The sequence below is a fragment of the Blautia sp. LMAG:89 genome, from assembly GCF_008679485.1.
GTDB classification, from domain to species: Bacteria; Bacillota; Clostridia; order Lachnospirales; family Lachnospiraceae; genus Blautia_A; species Blautia_A fusiformis.
The window spans coordinates 138126-158767 of sequence record NZ_NANC01000004.1 but is presented as its reverse complement, the minus strand read 5'-3'; the positions used below and the strand labels follow the sequence as shown (position 1 = coordinate 158767).

The window sequence follows — 20642 nt, the reverse complement described above, 5'->3', positions numbered from 1 at the left end:
AAAAATACAAAAAAGCATATATTTTTTAAAAAATTAAAAAAAGTGAAAAAAACTGTTGACACAAGTCACAAACCATTATATAATAGCAAAGCGAGTTGCGGAACGGAAGAGTTCCTAAGACGAACAACTGTTATGGGATCTTAGCTCAGCTGGGAGAGCATCTGCCTTACAAGCAGAGGGTCATAGGTTCGAGCCCTATAGGTCCCATGTTACAAAAAGATATGGCGAGATAGCTCAGTTGGCTAGAGCACACGGTTCATACCCGTGGTGTCGAGGGTTCGAATCCCCCTCTCGCTATTTATATGGGATCTTAGCTCAGCTGGGAGAGCATCTGCCTTACAAGCAGAGGGTCATAGGTTCGAGCCCTATAGGTCCCATGTTACAAAAGAATATGGCGAGATAGCTCAGTTGGCTAGAGCACACGGTTCATACCCGTGGTGTCGAGGGTTCGAATCCCCCTCTCGCTACTTAACAAAAGGTCTGAAGATTCAATTTTATTGGGTTTTCGGACTTTTTTTGTTATAAAATTCCGGCTGCCTGTGGTAAGACCATATGTGAAAAGTTAAGATTGACATTTTACATCGTTTTTTTTATCATAGTAAAAGAATAGACATAACGAATCATTTCGGGAAATGAGGATTGTATAATGAAAAAAAGAATGCTTTTTGTTTTCAACCCCAAAGCAGGAAAAGGAAGAATCAAGATGCATCTGCTGGACATTGTGGATATCTTTAATAAAGGTGGGTACGAAGTGATCATCCGTGCCACGCAGGGACCGAAGGATGCTTATGAACAGGTGAAGGAATATGCAGATCAGGTAGATCTGATCGCCTGCAGTGGAGGTGACGGTACACTGGATGAGGTGGTTACCGGAATCGTGGAAGTGGGCAGCCAGACACCGATCGGGTATATCCCTGCAGGAAGCACCAATGATTTTGCCAACAGTCTGTTTATGCCGAAGAGTATGACTGCAGCTGCCTCCATGATCATGGAGGAGCAGATCTATCACTGTGACATCGGTAAATTTAATAACCAGACATTTGCCTATGTGGCTGCGTTTGGACTGTTTACCAATGTTTCCTATGAGACAGACCAGGATCTGAAAAATATCCTGGGACATGTTGCCTATGTGCTGGAAGGGATGAAGCAGCTTTTTGAGGTGAAATCCTATCATCTGAAGGTAACCTCCGATGAGCTGACTGTGGAGAATGATTTTATCTACGGTATGATCAGCAATTCCAGATCTGTAGGCGGATTTAAGAATCTTACCGGAAAAAACGTGGATATGAATGACGGACTGTTTGAGGTGACACTGATCACCAATCCGAAGAATCCGCTGGAGCTTCAGGAGATCATGACTGCGCTTCTTACTGCAGAGGATAATACAGATCTGATCTATTCTTTTAAGTCTGCGCATGTTGTGATAGAGTCAGAGGAGGCTGTTCCGTGGACGCTGGATGGAGAGTTCGGTGGAGATCAGACCCATGTGGAGATCGATAATCTTCATGAGGCCATGAACCTTTATCTTACCAGCAGTAAGAAACAGAAAAAAAGCCGGCTGAACCAGAAAATGCAGGAGATCAAGGAGATTACCCAGAAGGGCGAAGAATGATCCGAGTATCCGAAGACAAGGTGATCATACAGAGGTGAAAATGTCTTTCCTCATAAGAAAGACTGGATATACAGGAACGAAAAGGAGGAAGAAATGGGAGATTATATCAACGTAAAGGAAATCTTTGGCTGCGATGTATTTAACGATTCTGTTATGCAGGACCGTTTGCCGAAGAAGGTATACCGCGAACTGAAAAAGACAATAGAAGAGGGTAAGGAGCTGTCCATGGAGATCGCTGATGTGGTTGCACATGAGATGAAGGAATGGGCTATTGAGAAAGGTGCTACTCATTATTGTCACTGGTTTCAGCCACTGACAGGCGTTACTGCCGAGAAGCATGACGCATTTGTCACAGCGCCAAGAGAGGACGGCAAGGTACTCTTAAGCTTTTCCGGCAAGGAGCTGATCAAGGGTGAGCCGGATGCATCCTCATTCCCATCCGGAGGACTTCGCGCAACATTCGAGGCCAGAGGCTATACAACATGGGATTGTACATCACCTGCCTTTGTACGTCATGACGCAGCCGGCGGGATCTTATGTATCCCTACTGCATTCTGCTCCTACACAGGAGAGGCACTTGACCAGAAAACACCGCTTCTTCGTTCCATGGAAGCAATCAATACACAGGCACTTCGACTTCTCCGCCTTTTCGGAAATACAACATCAAAAAAAGTAACGCCTTCCGTTGGAGCTGAGCAGGAATATTTCCTGGTTGATAAGGAGAAATGGCTCCAGAGAAAAGATCTGATCTATACAGGAAGAACTCTTTTTGGTGCTATGCCGCCGAAGGGACAGGAGATGGATGACCACTATTTCGGAACCATCCGTCAGAGAATCTCCGCATACATGAAGGAAGTCAACGAGGAGTGCTGGAAGCTGGGCGTAACAGCAAAGACACAGCACAATGAGGTTGCACCTGCACAGCATGAGCTGGCACCGATCTACGCACCTGTAAATATTGCAGCAGATCACAACCAGATCATGATGCGTATCCTCAAAAAAGTTGCAAGCCGCCATGGTATGCGCTGCCTGCTTCATGAGAAACCGTTTGCAGGAGTTAACGGTTCCGGTAAGCACAACAACTGGTCCCTGACAACGGATGACGGGATCAACCTTCTTGAGCCGGGAAAAACTCCTCATGAGAATATCCAGTTCCTTCTTGTTCTCACCTGTATCCTGAAAGCCGTTGATGAGCATGCAGATCTTCTGAGAGAGTCCGCAGCAGACGTTGGAAACGATGAACGTCTCGGAGGAAACGAGGCACCGCCGGCAGTTATCTCCGTATTCCTTGGTGAGCAGCTTCAGGATGTTCTGGAGCAGCTGATCAGCACAGGTACCGCCACACACAGTAAGACCGGCGAGATCCTGGATACCGGTGTTAAGACACTTCCGGATTTCATGAAGGATGCTACAGATCGAAACAGAACATCACCGTTTGCGTTCACAGGAAACAAATTTGAGTTCCGTATGGTTGGTTCTCGTGATTCCATTTCCGAGTGCAACGTAGTTCTGAACACGATTGCAGCAGAAGTATTCCGCGATGCATGCGACCGTCTGGAAGCAGCAGACGATTTTGATACTGCAGTACATGACCTGATCAAGGAGTATGCGATCCAGCATCAGCGTATTGTATTCAACGGAAACGGATATGCACCGGAGTGGGAGGCAGAGGCAAAGAGACGTGGACTTCCGATTCTTCCGTCCATGGTAGATGCCATTCCTGCACTGACTACAGACAAGGCTGTGAAGCTTTTTGAATCCTTTAATGTATTTACAAGAGCAGAGCTTGAGTCCAGAGCAGAGATCCAGTATGAAGGCTATGCAAAGGCTATCAATATTGAGGCCAAGACCATGGTGGATATTGCTACCAAGCAGATCATCCCTGCAGTGATCCGTTATACAACAGTTCTTGCAGAGTCCATCAATTCTGTGAAGGCAGTGAGCGCAGCGCTTGATGTCAGTGTACAGACAAGTCTTCTGGAAAAATCCTCCGCACTTCTTGCTGAGACCAAGACAGCTATGGATAAGCTTTCCGGACTGATCGCTGAGTCGGAATCCCATGAAGAGGGACGTGACCGTGCTGTATTCTTCAGAGAGAGCGTGGTACCGGCAATGCAGGCTTTAAGAAAACCTGTAGACGAGCTTGAGATGATCGTAGATAAAGATATGTGGCCGATGCCATCCTACGGTGATCTGATCTTTGAGGTATGATCGGTTAAATAAAATCAGGAAATAAGAGATGTTCCCTGGGTGCAGCGGCATCTTTGAAATCAAATGACGGGACAGATGTAAGATCTGTCCCGTTTTTTACCTGGCGGAGAAAAAATCTGTAAGCGGTTATCCGTCATAGGATCATATAATAACTGCGGATGAGGATATCTGCGGCATTCAATCAGATTCAGGAGTAAGTATATATGATAGAATTAGAATTTTTAAAAGAACAGAACGTTTCCGAAAGCCTGATCCACGGCATCGAGGAGTTTCGAAAAAATTATAACGTTGACGAGGGGGCTGCAGCCAGAGTTACCAGACCGTCCATACCGTTCTACGGAAAAGAAATCCTGGAAATGGCCATTGCAGGACTTCTGGAAGGAGAAAATCTTCTTCTTGCAGGCCCAAAGGCCACGGGAAAAAATATCCTGGCAGAAAATCTGGCATATGCTTTTGGCCGCCCGGTTTATAATGTATCTTTCCATGTCAATACAAACAGCGGAGACCTGATCGGAACGGATACCTTTGTAAACAATGAAGTCTGCCTCCGAAAGGGCAGCATCTATCAGTGTGCCGAGTATGGCGGCTTCGGTATTCTGGATGAGATCAATATGGCAAAGAACGATGCGGTTTCTGTCCTTCATGCAACTCTGGACTATCGCCGCTCCATTGATGTTCCGGGCTATGACCGGATCGACCTTCATCCTGCGGCACGTTTTATCGGAACCATGAACTACGGATATGCAGGAACAAAGGAGCTGAACGAAGCTCTGGTTTCTCGTTTCCTGGTGATCGATATGCCAGCGCAGACAGAAGAAACCCTGGGATTTATTTTCCGCAAAATGTTCCCGGAGGCAAAGGAAAAGGCAGTGGAACAGTTTATCGGTGTATTTATGGATCTTCAGAAGAAATCCGTAAACAGTGAGATCTCCACAAAAGCGCTGGATCTTCGAGGACTTCTGGCTGCCATGAAGATTGTTCGTGCAGGACTTTCTCCCCTGGCAGCAGTGCAGATGGGAGTGGTGAACAAAACCTTCGATATTTTTGAAAAGGAGATCGTGGACGATGTAGTCCGTACAAGGATCCCGGAAGAGTGGACAAAGGACGATGTCTATGCATAAAGATCTGACAGAAGAACTTTCTATAGAAGATTACAAGATGGAGCTGGAAAACCGGATCCGTAATCTCCTCTGGACGGTAAGCGGCGACTATACACTGGATGTGAAGCCGGATGTATCGCTGTTTCTCCGCTCAAAAGAGATCGCTCTTTACGATGGAATCAAACAGGGGGCTTTTGCCAGATATTTTGACAAAAATCTGCTTGGCCTTTATCTTGTAAAAAAAATCTATCTGGATGCCTCTGAGACGGAGCTGACCGGGCTGACACAGCTCTGTATCGAAGCGGCAGTGGGAGAGCGGATCTGTGAAGAGCGCCCCGGGGTTCGCCGCATGAGAAAAAAAGCTCTGGAAGATATCCTGGATCAGGAATATGAAACCCTGCCTTTCTACGATAAGTTGTTAGACAGGCTGAAAATTGCAGTATTCCGTGATGTACTTACAGGAAGCGTACAGCCTCTGGAGAAAAAACTGTCTGCATTCCGGGATCAGATTTATGCCTGCGCAGAAAGCAGAGACACCATGGAACTGATTCGGATCATCGACAGCCTCTATAATGCGGTCATCGATCCGGACTTTGAGAAGAAAAACGGTTCCCTTGAACGGGTAATGGCGGTGACGCTGGAAGAACTGACGGAATTTGGCTGGGAAGACTACCTTAATGAAGAGATGTATGAGGAAGCTCTGGAAAATTACGTGGAAAAGCTCACAGACCGGATGACAGATATAGAAGATTCCTCACTGACACAGGATATGGAAGAAAAACGTAAGGTGAAAAACAAGATCACGGTGATTTCAGAGGAAGCTCTTCAGAAAGCTCATACCTATGTGGAACTGAATTTTGGAAAAACCTATCTCACACCTGCGGAAGAAAAAAGAATGAACCATCTTATGTGCCGGGGAATACACGGAGACTGCAGCCTGTATTTTACAGAAGGAATCCTGAAAAATCCGGTTCGTGATAATTATCAGTACCAGTATGCAAAGCGTCTGCGTAATAAGAACATATGGATCTATCATGACAAGCACAGAATTGCAAAACGAAATATTGCCATATTGACTGAACTCCTGAAAAAAGCACTGGTGATCCGAAGTGAAAACCAGGAAGTCCTATCAGACCGGGGAACTATCGTTCCTTCCAGGCTGTGGCGTATAGGCAGAAGCGGTGAGGCAAATCTTTTTAAGAGGATTCTTCGTGGAGACAATACGGATTTTGTGGTGGATATACTGATCGATGCCAGTGGTTCACAGATGAGCCGACAGGGAGATGTGGCACTGCAGGCTTATATGATCAGCTCTGCCCTGAGCAATGTGGAAATCCCTCATCGGGTTATGAGCTACTGCACATTCTGGGATCATACGATCCTGCACAGGTTCCGGGAATATGATGATCCGGTTTCGGCAGATGAGGATATTTTCAATTATGTGACTTCCTCCAATAATCGGGACGGGCTTGCCATAAAAGCAGCGGGATACAGTCTTTTGCAGAGGGAAGAGGAAAAAAAGATCCTGATCATCTTAAGTGACGGACGCCCCTACGATGTGATCATAAACCGCCCCAATGCAAAAAATCCGGCCCCTTATCAGGGAAAATATGCCATTTCAGATACTGCAACAGAGGTGCGGCGTCTTCGGAGCCAGGGCGTCAGTGTTCTGGGGGTATTTGCAGGCGAAGAGAAGGATCTTCCGGCGGAAAAGAAGATTTTTGGAAAGGATTTTGCCTATATCCGGGATATCGGAAATTTCTCGAAGATCGTAGGGCGATATCTGACAAAACAGCTGGAAACGGACAACTGAAAAAAAAAAGTATTTTATTTTAAATGTATAATATTCAATTGTAAGGAATAAGGTCACTATGTTAGCATAAAAGCTGCATAGTGACCAATTATTTGCTTATAATTATACAGAAAATTGTAAATAATATATAATATCTCAGATATAATTTCTTGCAAAATACTGCGAAATTTGCTATACTATATAACGTTACTAATTTACTAGATAAAGGGAGAGGAAATATGAACAAAAACACAGAGTTCAAACCTTACATTCCTGCGGAGAAAATCACTCCGGAGCTCACAGTTACATCTGTGATCATGGGATGTATTCTTGCTGTCATCTTCGGCGCAGCCAATGCTTACCTTGGTCTTCGTGTTGGTATGACAGTATCTGCCTCCATTCCGGCGGCAGTTATCTCCATGGGTGTTATCCGCGTGATTCTTCGCAGAAACTCCATTCTGGAGAGCAATATGGTCCAGACTATCGGTTCAGCCGGTGAGTCTCTTGCAGCAGGTGCTATCTTCACCATGCCTGCACTGTTCCTCTGGGCAGAGGAAGGACTTACAAGCAAACCAGGCATCGTTGAGATCACTCTGATCGCACTTTGCGGTGGTATCCTTGGTGTACTTTTCATGGTACCCCTTCGTAATGCCCTCATTGTTAAAGAGCATGCAACTCTTCTCTATCCGGAAGGAACTGCCTGCGCAGACGTTCTTCTTGCCGGTGAGGAAGGCGGAGCAAATGCTTCCACAGTATTCTCCGGTATGGGACTTGCTGCCATCTTCAAATTTGTTGTTGATGGACTGAAGCTTCTTCCGGCAGATGTTTCTGCAGCATTTAAATCCTTCAAGGGTGAGATCGGTATGGAGGTTTATCCGGCACTTCTCGGTGTTGGTTATATCGTAGGACCGAAGATCGCATCCTACATGTTTACAGGTTCTCTTATCGGCTGGATGGTCATCATTCCGCTGATCTGCCTGTTCGGACCTGATACATGGATGTATCCGGCAGCAGAGGGAACGACCATTGCCCAGCTTTACGCAAACGGCGGAGCATCAGCGATCTGGTCTACTTATGTTAAATATATCGGCGCAGGTGCTATCGCAACAGGCGGTATCATTTCCCTGATCAAATCCCTGCCGCTGATCGTTACAACCTTCCGTGACTCCATGAAGAGTATGAAGGGAAGCAAGAACACAAGCACAGAGAGAACCGCACAGGATCTTCCGATGCAGTTCATCCTTCTCGGTGTTATAGCAATGGTATTTATCATCTGGATCGTTCCGGCAATCCCGGTAACTCTTCTTGGTGCAGTTATCATCGTAGTTTTTGGATTCTTCTTTGCAACAGTATCTTCCCGTATGGTAGGTCTTGTAGGAAGCTCCAACAACCCGGTTTCCGGTATGGCTATCGCTACTCTTCTGATTGCTACATTTGCGATCAAGAGCTCCGGTAAAACAGGTATCGACGGAATGACAGCAGCGATCGCTGTTGGTTCTGTTATCTGTATCATCGCAGCGATCGCCGGTGATACCTCTCAGGACCTTAAGACAGGATACCTTCTCGGTGCTACACCTAAGAAGCAGCAGATGGGCGAGATGCTCGGTGTTGTTGTTTCCGGTCTTGCTATCGGCGGTGTTCTGTATCTTCTGGATGCAGCATGGGGCTACGGTACAGCAGAGATCCCTGCGCCACAGGCTCAGCTTATGAAGATGATCGTTGAGGGAATCATGGGCGGAAACCTTCCATGGGGACTTGTATTTGTAGGTGTATTCCTTGCGATCTGCCTTGAGATCCTCCGTATCCCGGTAATGCCTTTCGCAATCGGTCTTTACCTTCCAATCTACCTGAACGCAACCATCATGATCGGTGGTATCGTTCGTGGATTACTTGACAGCAGAAAAGGTGTTGACGAAAAAACCAAGACAGCTCAGTCCACAGATGGTACCCTGTACTGTGCTGGTATGATCGCCGGCGAGGGTCTTGTTGGAATTCTTCTTGCGATCTTTGCAGTTGTCGGTATCAGCCTTGATATGTCCGGCGTTGTAAACCTTGGAAATATCGGCGGCGTTGTGCTGATGATCATCATGATCCTGTCACTGCTTAAATTCTCTATCTGGAGAAAGAAGAAAGCCTGATGAGAAAAAACAAAAAGGATAAGAAACAGGATATCAACTATCTTGATCTGATCCCGGAAACAAACCAGTCGATCCGGTGGCACCGGGACCTGAAGCAGCGGATCATTCTTGAGATAGAGAATAAGGGTATGTTCAATACCATCGCGCAGAAGGTTTTTGGCAAGCCAAGGTTTTCCAAGGTTCATCTTGATGAAATGGGAACTTTTATCTGGCCTGAGATCGATGGAGCCAAAACCGTGCAGGAGCTTGCCCTGCTGGTGAAAGAACATTTCGGAGATAAGGCAGAACCGCTTTATCCGAGAATCGTAAAATACTTTCAGATAATGGAAAGCTATGAATTTGTTCATTTTATAAATAAAAAGACAGAGAAATAGCATGGAGAACGGGAACGGACGCAGAATAGTGTACGGTCCCGTTCTTTTTATGACACGTCAGTACGGGAAACTGATGCAGTTGTCGTATGATACTATAGCATTTCCGGGATTTTTACAGTGGAATGGAAATATTGCGGACATTTCATGACAGAAATTTTGAGAATCGCTGTAAAAAATGAAAGGAGCACTTTATGAGTCTTGTGAAAAAAAAGGACTGGTATCTGGATTATCTTCTGATCATAGTAGGAACCGGGCTGATGGCACTTGCCATCAATTCCGTGTTTGATGCAACCGGGCTGGTAACAGGCGGCTTTTCCGGTATTGCGATCCTGGTGAAGCACTGGACCGGTGGGATCGTAGATGGCGGGGTTCCACTGTGGCTTACCAATATCACGCTGAACATCCCGCTGTTTTTTCTGGGATGGCGGATCAAAGGCTTTTCCTTTGTAAAAAAAGCTCTGGTCGGTGAGATCTCCCTCTCAACCTGGCTTGCTATTCAGCCGGTGTGGAATATTGCGGGAGATGATCTCCTTCTGGCTGCTGTATACGGTGGTGTGATCCTGGGAATCGGCATTGGAATGGTTTTCCTTGGACAGGGAACCACAGGCGGAACGGATATGATGGCAGCACTGATCCAGAAGTATATAAGTCATTATTCCATCGCACAGATCATGCAGTTTATTGATGGGCTTATTGTGATCGTGGGAATGTATGTGTTCGGTATCCAGCGGGCCCTGTATGCCATCATTGCGGTTTATCTGGTAACAAAAGTATCCGACAGTCTGATCGAAGGTCTGAAGTTTTCCAAACAGACATTTATCGTCACGGAGAAGCCGGATGAGGTTGCCAGAGTCATTATGGAAGACCTGGATCGCGGAGCGACAGGGATCTGTGGCAAGGGGATGTATTCCGGTCAGGAGAAGACGATCATCTTCTGTGTGGTAAACAAAAAGGAAATTGTGAAGCTGAAAGAGCTGGTAGATGATATTGATCCTAACGCTTTTGTGATCGTTTCCGATGCAAGAGAAGTTCATGGAGAAGGTTTTATAGAGAAAAATTAGGCGGATTTCAACAAAAATTTGTAAATTTTTTCAGTTTTACTCTTTCATTTTTGGTGATTTTGTATTAAAATAGCCATAGATAGAGAGGGAAAGACAGAAGATAAGCATACACATAAGTGAGAAGGGATTGAACGGAATGATATCGAATCAGGTGTTACAGAATACGCTCGAGGGACTTAAAGAAATATCAAGGACGGAATTTTGTGTCATTGACACAGACGGCAAGGTACTTGCGTCTACCTTTTCTGATTTTGAGATCCAGCCGGCAGATATCCAGGCTTTTGTAGAATCCCAGGCGGACAGCCAGCTTGTCAAGGGATTTCAGTACTTTAAGGTCTGTGATGATTATCAGTTGGAATATGTCCTGGTAGCCCACGGAGATGATGAGGATACTTATATGGTAGGCAAGCTTGCAGCCTTCCAGATCCAGAATCTGATCGTTGCGTACAAGGAGCGTTTTGACAAAGACAGCTTTATCAAGAATCTTCTTCTTGATAATCTTCTTTTGGTGGATATTTACAACAGAGCGAAGAAGCTTCATATTGAAGCAGATGTCCGTCGTGTAGTTATGATCCTGGAACTGAACCAGGAGAAAGATCACAGCTCTGTAGAGAGCGTGAAAAGCCTTTTTGGCGGAAAGAGCAGAGATTTTATCACTGCTGTTGATGAGAAGAGCATCATTATAGTCAAGGAACTGGAAGAGGGAGAGGGCTATCCGGAGATGGATAAGCTGGCTCATACGATTATGGATACTCTGGATCTGAATAAAGATGGTGAGGATGTCCACATGGCATACGGTACCATTGTCAATGAGTTGAAAGAAGTTTCACGTTCCTACAAGGAAGCGCGTATGGCCCTTGATGTAGGTAAGATCTTCTTCGGAGACAGGGAAGTTATCGCATACAGCTCACTTGGAATCGGACGCCTGATCTATCAGCTGCCTATTCCTCTGTGTAAGATGTTTATCCGAGAGATCTTTGACAACAAATCTCCGGATGATTTCGATGAGGAGACACTTGTCACCATCGATAAATTCTTTGAGAACAGTCTGAACGTATCTGAAACTTCACGTCAGCTGTATATCCACAGAAATACGCTGGTATATCGTCTGGATAAACTCCAGAAGAGTACAGGCCTTGATCTGAGAGTGTTTGAGGATGCCATTACATTTAAGATCGCGCTGATGGTTGTTCGATATATGAAATATATGGAAACCTTAGAGTATTAATAGCATTCGGAATGCAGGATGATAGTTTGATACATTAAGGCAACATATTAGAACTTTTAAACTGCCGCTTATTCCTTCCTGGAATAGGCGGCAGTTTTTGTATGAGCGTTTTTCATCATGGAATATTGTGTAAATGTCCCTCCTGTTTGGAAGCATTCACGAAGTGTGTTACTGAGAACGGAGTGAGCAGTAACGAATTCACATGAACTTCACAGATAACATCCATGACGCTATTGTAATTTTGGTATTTTTACGTTAAAATAAATAATTTGAAGAGGGCTGTTGCTTACTGTTCACTGGTAATATTCCGTGAAGCGCATTACTGAGAATAGGGTGAACAGGTTACTGTTCACTGGTAATGTCCCGCGAGGTGTTTTTTGTGAGCGAAGGTCACAGAAAACCCGAGACATATCGCGCGAATTTATGCGATCAGCATAAATTCTGTGCATCGCGAAGCGTGTTACTGAGAACGGAGTGAACAGTAACGTGAACAGTAACCGTTGTAGGGACCGGGAAATTTATTCTTGCATTTAAACAGAAAATATATTACAATAATGTTACGAAAAAATTAAGAAAATTATGCTTTTATAATATAGAGGAGGATATATATGATCGATCTTGTAGATGTGAGCAAATCTTACGGCCCGGGTCTTCCGGCTGTGAATCATGCGAACTTACATGTTGATAAAGGGGAATTCGTATTTGTAGTAGGAAGCAGTGGCTCCGGTAAATCCACACTGATCAAGCTTCTGATGAAAGAACTGGATTCTACCAGCGGAACGATCACAGTCAGCGGGGAACGTCTGGAGAAGATGAAACACAGACGCGTTGCCAAGTATCGCAGAAAGCTTGGGGTAGTATTTCAGGATTTCCGTCTTTTAAAAGACCGTAATGTATATGAGAATGTAGCATTTGCGCAGCGTGTCATAGGAAGACCTACCCGTGTGATACGCAAACGTGTGCCGGAGGTTCTCCAGGAGGTAGGACTTGCAGGAAAGTATAAGGCATACCCGGATGAGCTTTCCGGTGGTGAGCAGCAGAGAGTTGCTCTTGCCAGAGCACTGGTAAACCGCCCGGACATCCTTCTGGCAGATGAGCCGACCGGAAACCTGGATCCGAAAACCTCCGAAGAGATCATGGCTCTGATGGAGCAGATCAATGACAGAGGAACCACAGTTCTGGTAGTTACCCACAATAAGGACATCGTCAATGCCATGCGTAAGCGAGTAGTCACCATGCACAACGGCAAGATCATCAGCGATGAGAAAGAGGGAGGATATCATGAGGCCTAGTACGATCTGGTATACCCTGAAGCAGGGCTTTAAGAATATAAAAAGAAACTGGATGTTTTCCCTGGCATGTATCATCACGATGGCAGCCTGCATTTTTCTGGTAGGCATTTTCTATTCCATCGTGAACAACGTCGGTAATATTGCCCATAAGGTGGAAGAAGAAGTACCGATCACAGTATTCTTTGATGAGGGCACTTCAGAGGAAGAAATCCAGGCGATCGGCGATGCTATTCAGTCCAGGCCGGAAGTGGCCAGGATGGATTATCAGTCCGCAGATCAGGCATGGGAAGAATACAAACAGAAATATTTTGGAGATGAAGATGCGGCAGATGGATTTAAAGATGATAACCCTCTTGCCAATTCATCCAATTATCAGGTATATCTTAATGATATTACCAAGCAGACAGAACTGGTGAATTATATCCAGGGACTGGAACATGTCCGGAAGGTAAATCAGTCTGAACAGGCATCCAGGACACTTGGTTCCATTAACAAGCTGGTTTCTTATGTGTCGATTGCCGTGATCGCAATCCTTTTGATCATTTCCATATTCCTGATCAGCAATACAGTATCTATGGGTATTTCTGTCCGCAAGGAAGAAATCGGAATTATGAAGTACATAGGAGCTACAGATGCTTTTGTACGACTGCCATTCCTTCTGGAAGGTATGATCCTCGGTGTGATCGGTGCGGCGATACCGCTGATCTGCCTGTTTTTCCTGTATAATTCCGCTGTAGAGTTTATTCTGACAAAATTCAATGTATTGACAGGAATCGTGGATTTCATTCCAATCTGGCAGATTTATGAGGGTCTGGTTCCCATGGGACTTGGACTTGGTGTGGGAATCGGTCTTTTGGGAAGCTTTTTCACAACAAGAAAACATCTCAGAGTATAACCAAATAGCAGAGAATCTTATGTATCCGCATGATGTGTGATCATAAGATATACAGCGGCTGTCGGAATATCGGCAGCCGTTTTCGGTATATAAAAACCGAACGGCGCACAGAGGAGTACAGAAAATCTGTGATCTTATCGGCTTTGCCGGCTGTGCAGAAGAAAGGAAAAATATGAAAAATAAAGAATTCAAAAAAGGTATAGCCATTGGAGTGGCAGCAACGCTGGTTGTGACAGGCGCTGGTTTTGCCAGCTATCAGAAAGTATTGTTTCCGAAAGGCAATGCGCTTTCCGATGTGAAAACGGTTCAGAAGCTGAATTACCTGGAAGAACTGATCGATGAAGAATATCTGGATGAAAAAGACGAAAGCAGCCTGCGTGAGGGGCTTTATGCTGGCCTGCTTGCCGGCCTGAAGGATCCGTACTCCACCTATTACACAGCAGAACAGTATAAAGAGCTGAATACTTCCAATGAAGGCTCCTACGTAGGGATCGGTGCCGTTCTTCAGAAGGATGACGCCGGAGGGGCAAAGATCATACAGCTTTATGAGGGTGGTCCTGGAGAACAGGCGGGACTGAAAAAGGGAGATGTGATCAAGGCAGTAGATGGAGCTGATGTTACAGACAAAGAAACCTCAGATATTGCTGCCATGGTTCGTGACAGTGAGAAAGCTTCCGTAATGCTGACCATACAGCGGGAAAACGAAGAGAAAACCCGGGATGTCAAAGTGGAGATCCGGGATGTGGAGATCCAGACCGTTTCCCATGAGATGCTTTCCGAAGACACCGGCTATATCCGGATCTCCGAATTTTCTGAGGTGACCAGCGAGCAGTATAAAAAAGCATTTGCAGATCTGAAGGATCAGGGAATGAAGAAGCTGGTTGTGGATCTCCGTGATAATCCGGGCGGTCTTCTTACTGCAGTCTGCGGCGTACTCCGCCAGATACTTCCGGAAGGACTGATCGTCTATACAGAGGACAAAAATGGAAAGAAGGAAGAGGAAACCTGCGACGGAAAAAATGAACTGGACATGCCGCTGGCTGTTCTGGTAAACGGAAACAGTGCCAGTGCATCGGAGATCTTTGCGGGGGCGGTGAAGGACTACGGGATTGGAACGATTGTAGGAACAACTACCTATGGGAAGGGAGTGGTGCAGACCATTCAGCCTCTTACCGATGGCAGTGCGGTAAAGATCACGATCGCAAAATATTTTACGCCAAAGGGCAATGATATCAACAAAAAAGGAATCACTCCGGATGTGGAAGCAGAGCTTTCCGGAGACATCACAGACTGGACAGAACTTACACATAAAGAAGACACGCAGCTTCAGACAGCCCTGAAAGAGATCGGACAGAGCTGACGCGTTCGGAGGGGAGAAAAAATGATAACTTTACAATTATTGCAGCAGATCATCGTATTTTTTCTGATGATGTCCTGTGGATTTACAGTGGTAAAATGCGGACTTATCGATGCAAAAAGCAGCAGGACACTTTCAGTCATCTGTATCTACATCATCATGCCCTGCGTAATGATCAATGCTTTTCAGATCGAATATTCCAGAAGCATCCGGAATGGCTTCCTTCTGGCAGTGGCAGCGGCCATCCTGATCCATATTTTTCTTCTGGTATTTGTACAGATCATCGGCAAGCCACTGAAATTAAGTGTGGTAGAAAAAGAATCCATCATCTATTCCAATTCCGGAAATCTGGTGATCCCTCTTGTAACGGTAGTCCTTGGTGAAAAATGGGTGATCTATGCCAGTGCTTTCCTGAGTGTGCAGATGATCCTGATGTGGACCCACGGACAGTCACTGATGGAGGCGAAGGCCGGCATCAACTGGAAAAAAATCCTCTGCAACATCAATCTGATCGCTATTATCCTTGGAATCGTTCTGTTCTTCACGCAGATCAGATTGCCGGTGATCCTTGGAAACACCATGAGCCAGATTTCAGCCACCCTGGGACCTGTATGTATGATCATGCTTGGAATGACCATGACGGAGGTAAAATGGAAAGATATTTTCAGCCATTCCAGGATCTATCTGATCACGATCTTGAAAATGGTGGTGACTCCGCTGCTCATACTGTTGTTTTTGAAGTATCTGCCCTTGGCTTCAATGGTAAAGGATGGAAAAACCATTCTGCTTATCAGTCTGATGGCAGTGATCACACCGTCGGCAACAACGATTGTACAGCTGGCACAGCTCTACGATCAGGATCCGGTCTATGCCAGCACCATCAATGTAATGACAACGCTGGTAAGTATCATAACCATGCCACTGATGGTCATGTTGTATCTTGCCTGAGCATCTCAGGGAATCGTTACGGATAACTTTGTGTCAGGCAACATGCTTTGCGGATATTACCTGTGAACAGTGATCGGAAATCCTGCCCTCATAATTGTAAAAACAAAATAAAAGTGATAGAATCAAATCATATGAGGGCAGAAGAACTATATCTGCTCATAGTGGAAAACATAGCACAGGATCATCAAAACAGGAGGATAGCATAAATGGAACGACATGCTTTTGCAATGAAAGTAAAAGAAGGAAAAATGAATGATTACCGTAAGACCTTAGGCGAGATCTGGCCGGAGCTTACTGCATATCTTGACCGTAACGGCATCCATAATTTCAGCATCTGGAATGCGGCAGACCTGATCTTCGGATATTACGAAAATGCAGACGGAGAGGTGATCTCTCCGGAAGAGGAGAAAGTAAAGGCAGCATTGACTGAAAAGATCGGAGATACCTTTACCTGGATCTCTACTCCTGGAAAAGACATGCGCCTGATGTATCATAATTTTGGTGTTGTGAGAGAAAACAAAGAGCTGATCCGCCACAGAATGTTCATGACAAAATTAAAAGACGGCTGTGAGGAAGAATATAAAGCCCGTCATGACGGACTTGTGGCGCAGAGAGGCGAAACAATAGATCCGGGCCCGGACAGCAACTTCAGCATCTGGAGTGCAGGCGGATATATTTTTGGATATGATGAGATCGACACAACTATGGAAGTGGAAGAAACACCGGAAGCAAGAGAGGCAACCATCGCATGGGAGACACGCCAGCTCGGAATCATGGACTGGATCACCAACGATGTGGACTGGATGACAAAAGAAGTACATCTGTCCAGTGTACGTCTTGCATGGCATAATTAAAAAATGGGAAAATAAAAAGGAAGGAGGCCGGGGCTTTGTTTGGAGGCAGCCCCGGCAGTATGAAAAAGAAAAAAGTGTTATCAAAGGTAGTACCCTTTGCACATCTAATAATATACTCATATTTTGTGGTCATTCTGTGACGTCATTCTGAAAAAAGTATGAACAAAAAAGAAAAAATAACTGAACTCAAATCTTAACAATTCTTAAACTTTCCATATTTAGTTGAAACCATACGCCCCGACTGTTATACTGTGACTATTAGATGTTAGCAGGAGAAGAATATGTTTTATTCCTGATATCAATAAAATAATGAGGCGTGAATTTATGAAACATTTTTGGAAATATGTAACAGGGATCGTACCTGCGTACGGGCTTTTCCCCCTTGTTTTTTCATTTGTATTTAACTGTCTTGTATATTCCGGTTCAAGGGCGATCGCAGGCAGTTGGTATCATCACAATATAGAAAGTAATCTTGATCTGCGGCTCCCATTTGTGCCGCAGTTTTTGATTATCTATTTTGGCTGTTATGTATTCTGGGCAGTGAATTATATCCTTGCGGCAAGGCAGGAGCGGGAACAGGTTTACCGTTTTTTTACTGCGGATATTATATCCCGTTGTGTGTGTCTGATCATATTTCTGGCATATCCCACTACCAATACAAGACCGTTGATCGAAGGAAACGGGATCTGGGATCTGCTGGCCGGCTGGCTGTATTCCATTGATGCGGCAGATAACCTGTTTCCATCTATCCATTGTCTGGTAAGCTGGTTCTGTTTTCTGGGGATCAAGGATCAGAAAAGAATTCCGACATGGTATAAGGGGGTATCGTTTACACTGGCTGTGCTGGTTTTTCTGTCTACCATTTTTACCAAGCAGCATGTACTTGTGGATGTGGCAGGTGGCGTGATCCTGGCTCAGGTATGCTTTATTCTGGGACAGAAAACAAAACTCTGGCATATTTATGAACGGTTTGGAACTAAAATTGAAAAGAAGATCAACAGCTATACAGAAGGTGTCAAGTGATGAAGAGCAGAAAAAAGATCATATTTAACGGAGTGTTCCTGGCAGTAGTTTTTGCCCTGACTATTTACGGCGTTTTTCACGGAGAAGACCTGTCTTCCATGATGGATGCCATACATAGGGCAGATAAACGGTGGCTGCTTCCGGGAATTGCACTGGTAGCATTTTTTATCTGGGGGGAATCCATCATTATCTGGTATATGATGCGTTCCAGCGGGATCCATCTGAAAAAAAGAACCTGCTTTCTGTTTTCGTCTGTAGGATTCTTTTTCAGCTGTATCACACCATCCGCCAGCGGCGGACAGCCCATGCAGATCTACTATATGAAAAAAGAGAAGATTTCCATTCCGGTGTCAACGGTGATCCTGATGATCGTGACGATTACCTATAAGCTGGTGCTTGTGGTGATCGGTATTGGGATCGCGATTTTCGGAAGAGGATTTCTTCACAAATATCTGGAAGGAATCCTGCCGGTGTTTTATCTGGGGCTGATGCTGAATATCTTCTGTGTCACTTTTATGACCATTCTGGTATTTCATCCGCTTTTTGCAAAAGCGATCCTGGTGAAGGGCATGAAGCTTCTGGAACGGTTTCATCTGATGAGGAAAAAAGAGGGACGGCTGAAAAAACTGGAAGCTTCCATGGATACTTACCGAAATACTGCGGCATATCTGAAGAATAATCCGCTGGTGATCGTTAAAGTAATAGAGATCACTTTTATCCAGCGTATGGCACTGTTTGCAGTAACCTGGTTCGTATATCAGGCTTTTGGACTCCATGGAACCGGTTTCTGGGATATCCTTTTTCTCCAGGCAGTGATATCGGTATCTGTGGATATGCTGCCGCTTCCGGGAGGAATGGGGATCAGTGAGACTTTGTTTCTTACCATTTTCAGTCCGGTATTCGGTGGCCTGCTGCTTCCGGGAATGGTGCTTAGCAGAGGGCTGGGATATTACGGAGAGCTGCTGATCAGTGCGGTGTTTACTGCGGTGGCTCAGCTCACTATCGGAAAAAAGGAATCCTGAAAAGATTTGATCGAATGCAGATCGCGGAGATCTGCTTGACCCAGATCAGGTAAGTCTCCTGTGGGACTGTGAATATAGCCTGACATGAAAAAGAAAAAAGAGGTGTGCAAATGATAGGATTTTATGATTATACGGTAATAATGACTTACATAAGCGTAGTTTCTTCCATGATCGGAATCTTCTGCGCTGTGACGGACCATATTTCAGCAGCGGTGTGCTGTCTTGCATTTTCCGGACTGTGCGATATGTTTGACGGAAAGATCGCAAGAACTAAGAAGAACAGAACGGAGGAAGAGAAATGCTTCGGGATCCAGATCGATTCCCTTGCAGATATCGTCTGTTTCGGGATCCTTCCCATTGTGCTGGGATTTAAGCTTGGAATGTGTCATATTTACGGAATAGCTATTCTTTTATTTTACGGTCTGGCAGGCCTGATCCGTCTGGCATACTTCAATGTTATGGAGGAAAAACGTCAGAATGAAACCTCCGAAAACCGAAAATATTATCAGGGACTTCCCATTACATCCATGTCTGTGGTCCTGCCGCTTCTGTTTGTGGTATCCCTGCTTTTTCCGGAGTATAAATGGTTTGTGGTGCTCCTTCATATCGCAATGCTGACGGTAGGACTTCTGTTTATCCTGGATTTTAAATTCCGTAAGCCCACCAACAGGGAGCTGGTGATCATTGTTGCGGTAGTTGCTGTGGCAGTTCTTCTTGTACTTTTCTACAACGAAGGATGGTGGAAGTTCAATTATCTCTATAAGCTTTCCATGGAGAGAGGGGGTAATCTATGATCCAGACAGCGGACAGAATGGGGAATATTACAGAGGAGGATTCCTTTCAGAACAACCTTCTGGAAAAAATCTACGGTTCTGTAGCCGGACGCATGCTGATCCGGCCGCTGGTCACTCCTGTTGTTTCCATTGCCATGGGAAAGCTTCTGGATTCCAGGCTTTCGGCAGCAGCGGTGAAACCCTTTATACGGTTCAATCATCTGGATATGAGTGATTATGAAAAGCGTAAATATACTTCCTACAATGATTTTTTCAAGCGGAAGATCCGGGAGGGTGCCCGCCATATTGATATGGAACCGGGACATTTTATCAGTCCCTGTGACTGCAGGGTGAGTGTGTATCCGGTAGATGAAAAAGCCCGTCTTCATATCAAACAGACCGAATATACCATAGATGAGCTTCTCAGGAATCCTTCTCTTGGAAAAAGATATCAGGGTGGCTATGTGTGGGTGCTTCGTCTCTGTGTTCAGGATTATCACAGATATATTTATCCGGACAATGCGGCGGAGTCCGGACGCATCAGGATCCCGGGGATCCTGCATACAGTCAACCCCGTGGCCAACGATGCCTATCCGATCTACAAGGAAAACAGCAGAGAGTATTCTCTTTTGAAAACAGAGAATTTCCGTACCGTGCTGATGATGGAGGTAGGGGCTCTTCTTGTCGGAAGGATCGAAAACCGGCCAGGGAAAGCATTTGTGAAACGGGGAGACGAAAAAGGAAATTTTGCTTTCGGCGGCTCCACCATTGTGCTGATCACCGAAAAAAATGCGGTAAAGCCGGATGAAGATATTTTAAACAATTCCCGTGAAGGAATTGAAACAAGAGTATTCATGGGAGAAAAGATCGGAGAATCCTTTTAGAGGGTTCTCTTTTTTTGCGGATAAAATTAAAAAAATGAAATTACGTTCACACACACAACACAAACCTGTGATATATTA

Annotated in this window: 17 protein-coding genes and 4 tRNA genes; all 21 read left to right on the top strand. The window is 45.2% G+C overall.

Annotation, left to right across the window (positions count from 1 at the left end; all coding sequences use genetic code 11):
- Window positions 1-134 precede the first annotated feature (134 nt).
- The 21 genes from CCC70_RS04740 to CCC70_RS04640 all read left to right on the top strand — a co-directional run bounded on the left by CCC70_RS04740 (window position 135) and on the right by CCC70_RS04640 (window position 20564).
- A tRNA-Val gene (locus tag CCC70_RS04740) sits at window positions 135-207 on the top strand.
- Window positions 208-223: 16 nt separating this feature from the next.
- Window positions 224-297 (top strand) — tRNA-Met (locus tag CCC70_RS04735).
- Window positions 298-304: 7 nt separating this feature from the next.
- A tRNA-Val gene (locus CCC70_RS04730) sits at window positions 305-377 on the top strand.
- A gap of 16 nt (window positions 378-393) precedes the next feature.
- Window positions 394-467: transfer RNA gene (locus CCC70_RS04725), tRNA-Met, on the top strand.
- Window positions 468-646: 179 nt separating this feature from the next.
- Window positions 647-1612, top strand: a complete 966-nt coding sequence (locus CCC70_RS04720) for a diacylglycerol/lipid kinase family protein (protein ID WP_287084371.1) — start codon at window positions 647-649, stop codon at window positions 1610-1612.
- Between the two features lie 93 nt (window positions 1613-1705).
- Window positions 1706-3823, top strand: coding sequence for a glutamine synthetase III family protein (locus CCC70_RS04715; RefSeq protein ID WP_287084370.1), 2118 nt, complete (start codon window positions 1706-1708; stop codon window positions 3821-3823).
- A 203-nt stretch (window positions 3824-4026) separates the two neighbouring features.
- Window positions 4027-4944: an AAA family ATPase gene (locus tag CCC70_RS04710; RefSeq protein WP_015526964.1), complete on the top strand. Its 918-nt coding sequence runs from the start codon at window positions 4027-4029 to the stop codon at window positions 4942-4944.
- Window positions 4937-6736, top strand: a complete 1800-nt coding sequence (locus CCC70_RS04705) for a nitric oxide reductase activation protein (RefSeq protein WP_173740425.1) — start codon at window positions 4937-4939, stop codon at window positions 6734-6736. Before CCC70_RS04710 ends, CCC70_RS04705 begins: the two co-directional genes overlap by 8 nt.
- Before the next feature lie 218 nt (window positions 6737-6954).
- Complete coding sequence (locus CCC70_RS04700; RefSeq protein ID WP_059085350.1) at window positions 6955-8853, top strand: OPT family oligopeptide transporter; 1899 nt, start codon at window positions 6955-6957, stop codon at window positions 8851-8853.
- Entirely contained in the window at window positions 8853-9227 is a 375-nt protein-coding gene (locus tag CCC70_RS04695) for a PqqD family protein (RefSeq protein WP_021650789.1), read from the top strand. Before CCC70_RS04700 ends, CCC70_RS04695 begins: the two co-directional genes overlap by 1 nt.
- Window positions 9228-9418: 191 nt before the next feature.
- A complete protein-coding gene (locus tag CCC70_RS04690; RefSeq protein WP_186582076.1) occupies window positions 9419-10288 on the top strand; it encodes a YitT family protein in 870 nt (289 codons plus the stop codon).
- Between the two features lie 136 nt (window positions 10289-10424).
- The gene (locus CCC70_RS04685; protein WP_015526970.1) at window positions 10425-11516 is read left to right on the top strand and encodes a PucR family transcriptional regulator; all 1092 of its coding nucleotides are present in this window, start codon (window positions 10425-10427) and stop codon (window positions 11514-11516) included.
- Between the two features lie 608 nt (window positions 11517-12124).
- Window positions 12125-12808, top strand: a complete 684-nt coding sequence (gene ftsE, locus CCC70_RS04680) for a cell division ATP-binding protein FtsE (protein ID WP_015526972.1) — start codon at window positions 12125-12127, stop codon at window positions 12806-12808.
- On the top strand, window positions 12798-13703 hold the full coding sequence (gene ftsX / locus CCC70_RS04675) for a permease-like cell division protein FtsX (RefSeq protein WP_015526973.1): 906 nt from the start codon (window positions 12798-12800) through the stop codon (window positions 13701-13703). The genes ftsE and ftsX overlap by 11 nt, the downstream gene beginning before the upstream one ends.
- A gap of 172 nt (window positions 13704-13875) precedes the next feature.
- Complete coding sequence (locus tag CCC70_RS04670; RefSeq protein WP_287084369.1) at window positions 13876-15063, top strand: S41 family peptidase; 1188 nt, start codon at window positions 13876-13878, stop codon at window positions 15061-15063.
- A gap of 21 nt (window positions 15064-15084) precedes the next feature.
- Window positions 15085-16008 carry an AEC family transporter gene (locus CCC70_RS04665; protein WP_015526976.1) on the top strand — a complete coding sequence of 308 codons (924 nt, stop codon included), beginning with the start codon at window positions 15085-15087 and terminating at the stop codon, window positions 16006-16008.
- 206 nt (window positions 16009-16214) lie between these two features.
- Window positions 16215-16862: an L-rhamnose mutarotase gene (locus tag CCC70_RS04660; protein ID WP_287084367.1), complete on the top strand. Its 648-nt coding sequence runs from the start codon at window positions 16215-16217 to the stop codon at window positions 16860-16862.
- 324 nt (window positions 16863-17186) lie between these two features.
- Window positions 17187-17885, top strand: a complete 699-nt coding sequence (locus tag CCC70_RS04655) for a phosphatase PAP2 family protein (protein WP_186582074.1) — start codon at window positions 17187-17189, stop codon at window positions 17883-17885.
- Window positions 17885-18907, top strand: a complete 1023-nt coding sequence (locus CCC70_RS04650; protein WP_287084366.1) for a lysylphosphatidylglycerol synthase transmembrane domain-containing protein — start codon at window positions 17885-17887, stop codon at window positions 18905-18907. The genes CCC70_RS04655 and CCC70_RS04650 overlap by 1 nt, the downstream gene beginning before the upstream one ends.
- 110 nt (window positions 18908-19017) lie before the next feature.
- Window positions 19018-19701: a CDP-alcohol phosphatidyltransferase family protein gene (locus tag CCC70_RS04645; protein ID WP_021650799.1), complete on the top strand. Its 684-nt coding sequence runs from the start codon at window positions 19018-19020 to the stop codon at window positions 19699-19701.
- A complete protein-coding gene (locus CCC70_RS04640; RefSeq protein ID WP_287084365.1) occupies window positions 19698-20564 on the top strand; it encodes a phosphatidylserine decarboxylase in 867 nt (288 codons plus the stop codon). Before CCC70_RS04645 ends, CCC70_RS04640 begins: the two co-directional genes overlap by 4 nt.
- Window positions 20565-20642 lie beyond the last annotated feature (78 nt).

Bases quoted from the DNA above. Each gene is read 5' to 3' on its own strand.
- CCC70_RS04650 (WP_287084366.1), top strand. From the start codon at position 17,885: ATGAAGAGCAGAAAAAAGATCATATTTAACGGAGTGTTCCTGGCAGTA.
- CCC70_RS04690 (WP_186582076.1), top strand. From the start codon at position 9,419: ATGAGTCTTGTGAAAAAAAAGGACTGGTATCTGGATTATCTTCTGATC.
- ftsE (WP_015526972.1), top strand. From the start codon at position 12,125: ATGATCGATCTTGTAGATGTGAGCAAATCTTACGGCCCGGGTCTTCCG.
- CCC70_RS04670 (WP_287084369.1), top strand. From the start codon at position 13,876: ATGAAAAATAAAGAATTCAAAAAAGGTATAGCCATTGGAGTGGCAGCA.
- CCC70_RS04665 (WP_015526976.1), top strand. From the start codon at position 15,085: ATGATAACTTTACAATTATTGCAGCAGATCATCGTATTTTTTCTGATG.
- CCC70_RS04645 (WP_021650799.1), top strand. From the start codon at position 19,018: ATGATAGGATTTTATGATTATACGGTAATAATGACTTACATAAGCGTA.
- CCC70_RS04715 (WP_287084370.1), top strand. From the start codon at position 1,706: ATGGGAGATTATATCAACGTAAAGGAAATCTTTGGCTGCGATGTATTT.
- CCC70_RS04700 (WP_059085350.1), top strand. From the start codon at position 6,955: ATGAACAAAAACACAGAGTTCAAACCTTACATTCCTGCGGAGAAAATC.
- CCC70_RS04660 (WP_287084367.1), top strand. From the start codon at position 16,215: ATGGAACGACATGCTTTTGCAATGAAAGTAAAAGAAGGAAAAATGAAT.
- CCC70_RS04655 (WP_186582074.1), top strand. From the start codon at position 17,187: ATGAAACATTTTTGGAAATATGTAACAGGGATCGTACCTGCGTACGGG.
- CCC70_RS04705 (WP_173740425.1), top strand. From the start codon at position 4,937: ATGCATAAAGATCTGACAGAAGAACTTTCTATAGAAGATTACAAGATG.
- CCC70_RS04685 (WP_015526970.1), top strand. From the start codon at position 10,425: ATGATATCGAATCAGGTGTTACAGAATACGCTCGAGGGACTTAAAGAA.
- CCC70_RS04720 (WP_287084371.1), top strand. From the start codon at position 647: ATGAAAAAAAGAATGCTTTTTGTTTTCAACCCCAAAGCAGGAAAAGGA.
- CCC70_RS04640 (WP_287084365.1), top strand. From the start codon at position 19,698: ATGATCCAGACAGCGGACAGAATGGGGAATATTACAGAGGAGGATTCC.
- ftsX (WP_015526973.1), top strand. From the start codon at position 12,798: ATGAGGCCTAGTACGATCTGGTATACCCTGAAGCAGGGCTTTAAGAAT.
- CCC70_RS04710 (WP_015526964.1), top strand. From the start codon at position 4,027: ATGATAGAATTAGAATTTTTAAAAGAACAGAACGTTTCCGAAAGCCTG.
- CCC70_RS04695 (WP_021650789.1), top strand. From the start codon at position 8,853: ATGAGAAAAAACAAAAAGGATAAGAAACAGGATATCAACTATCTTGAT.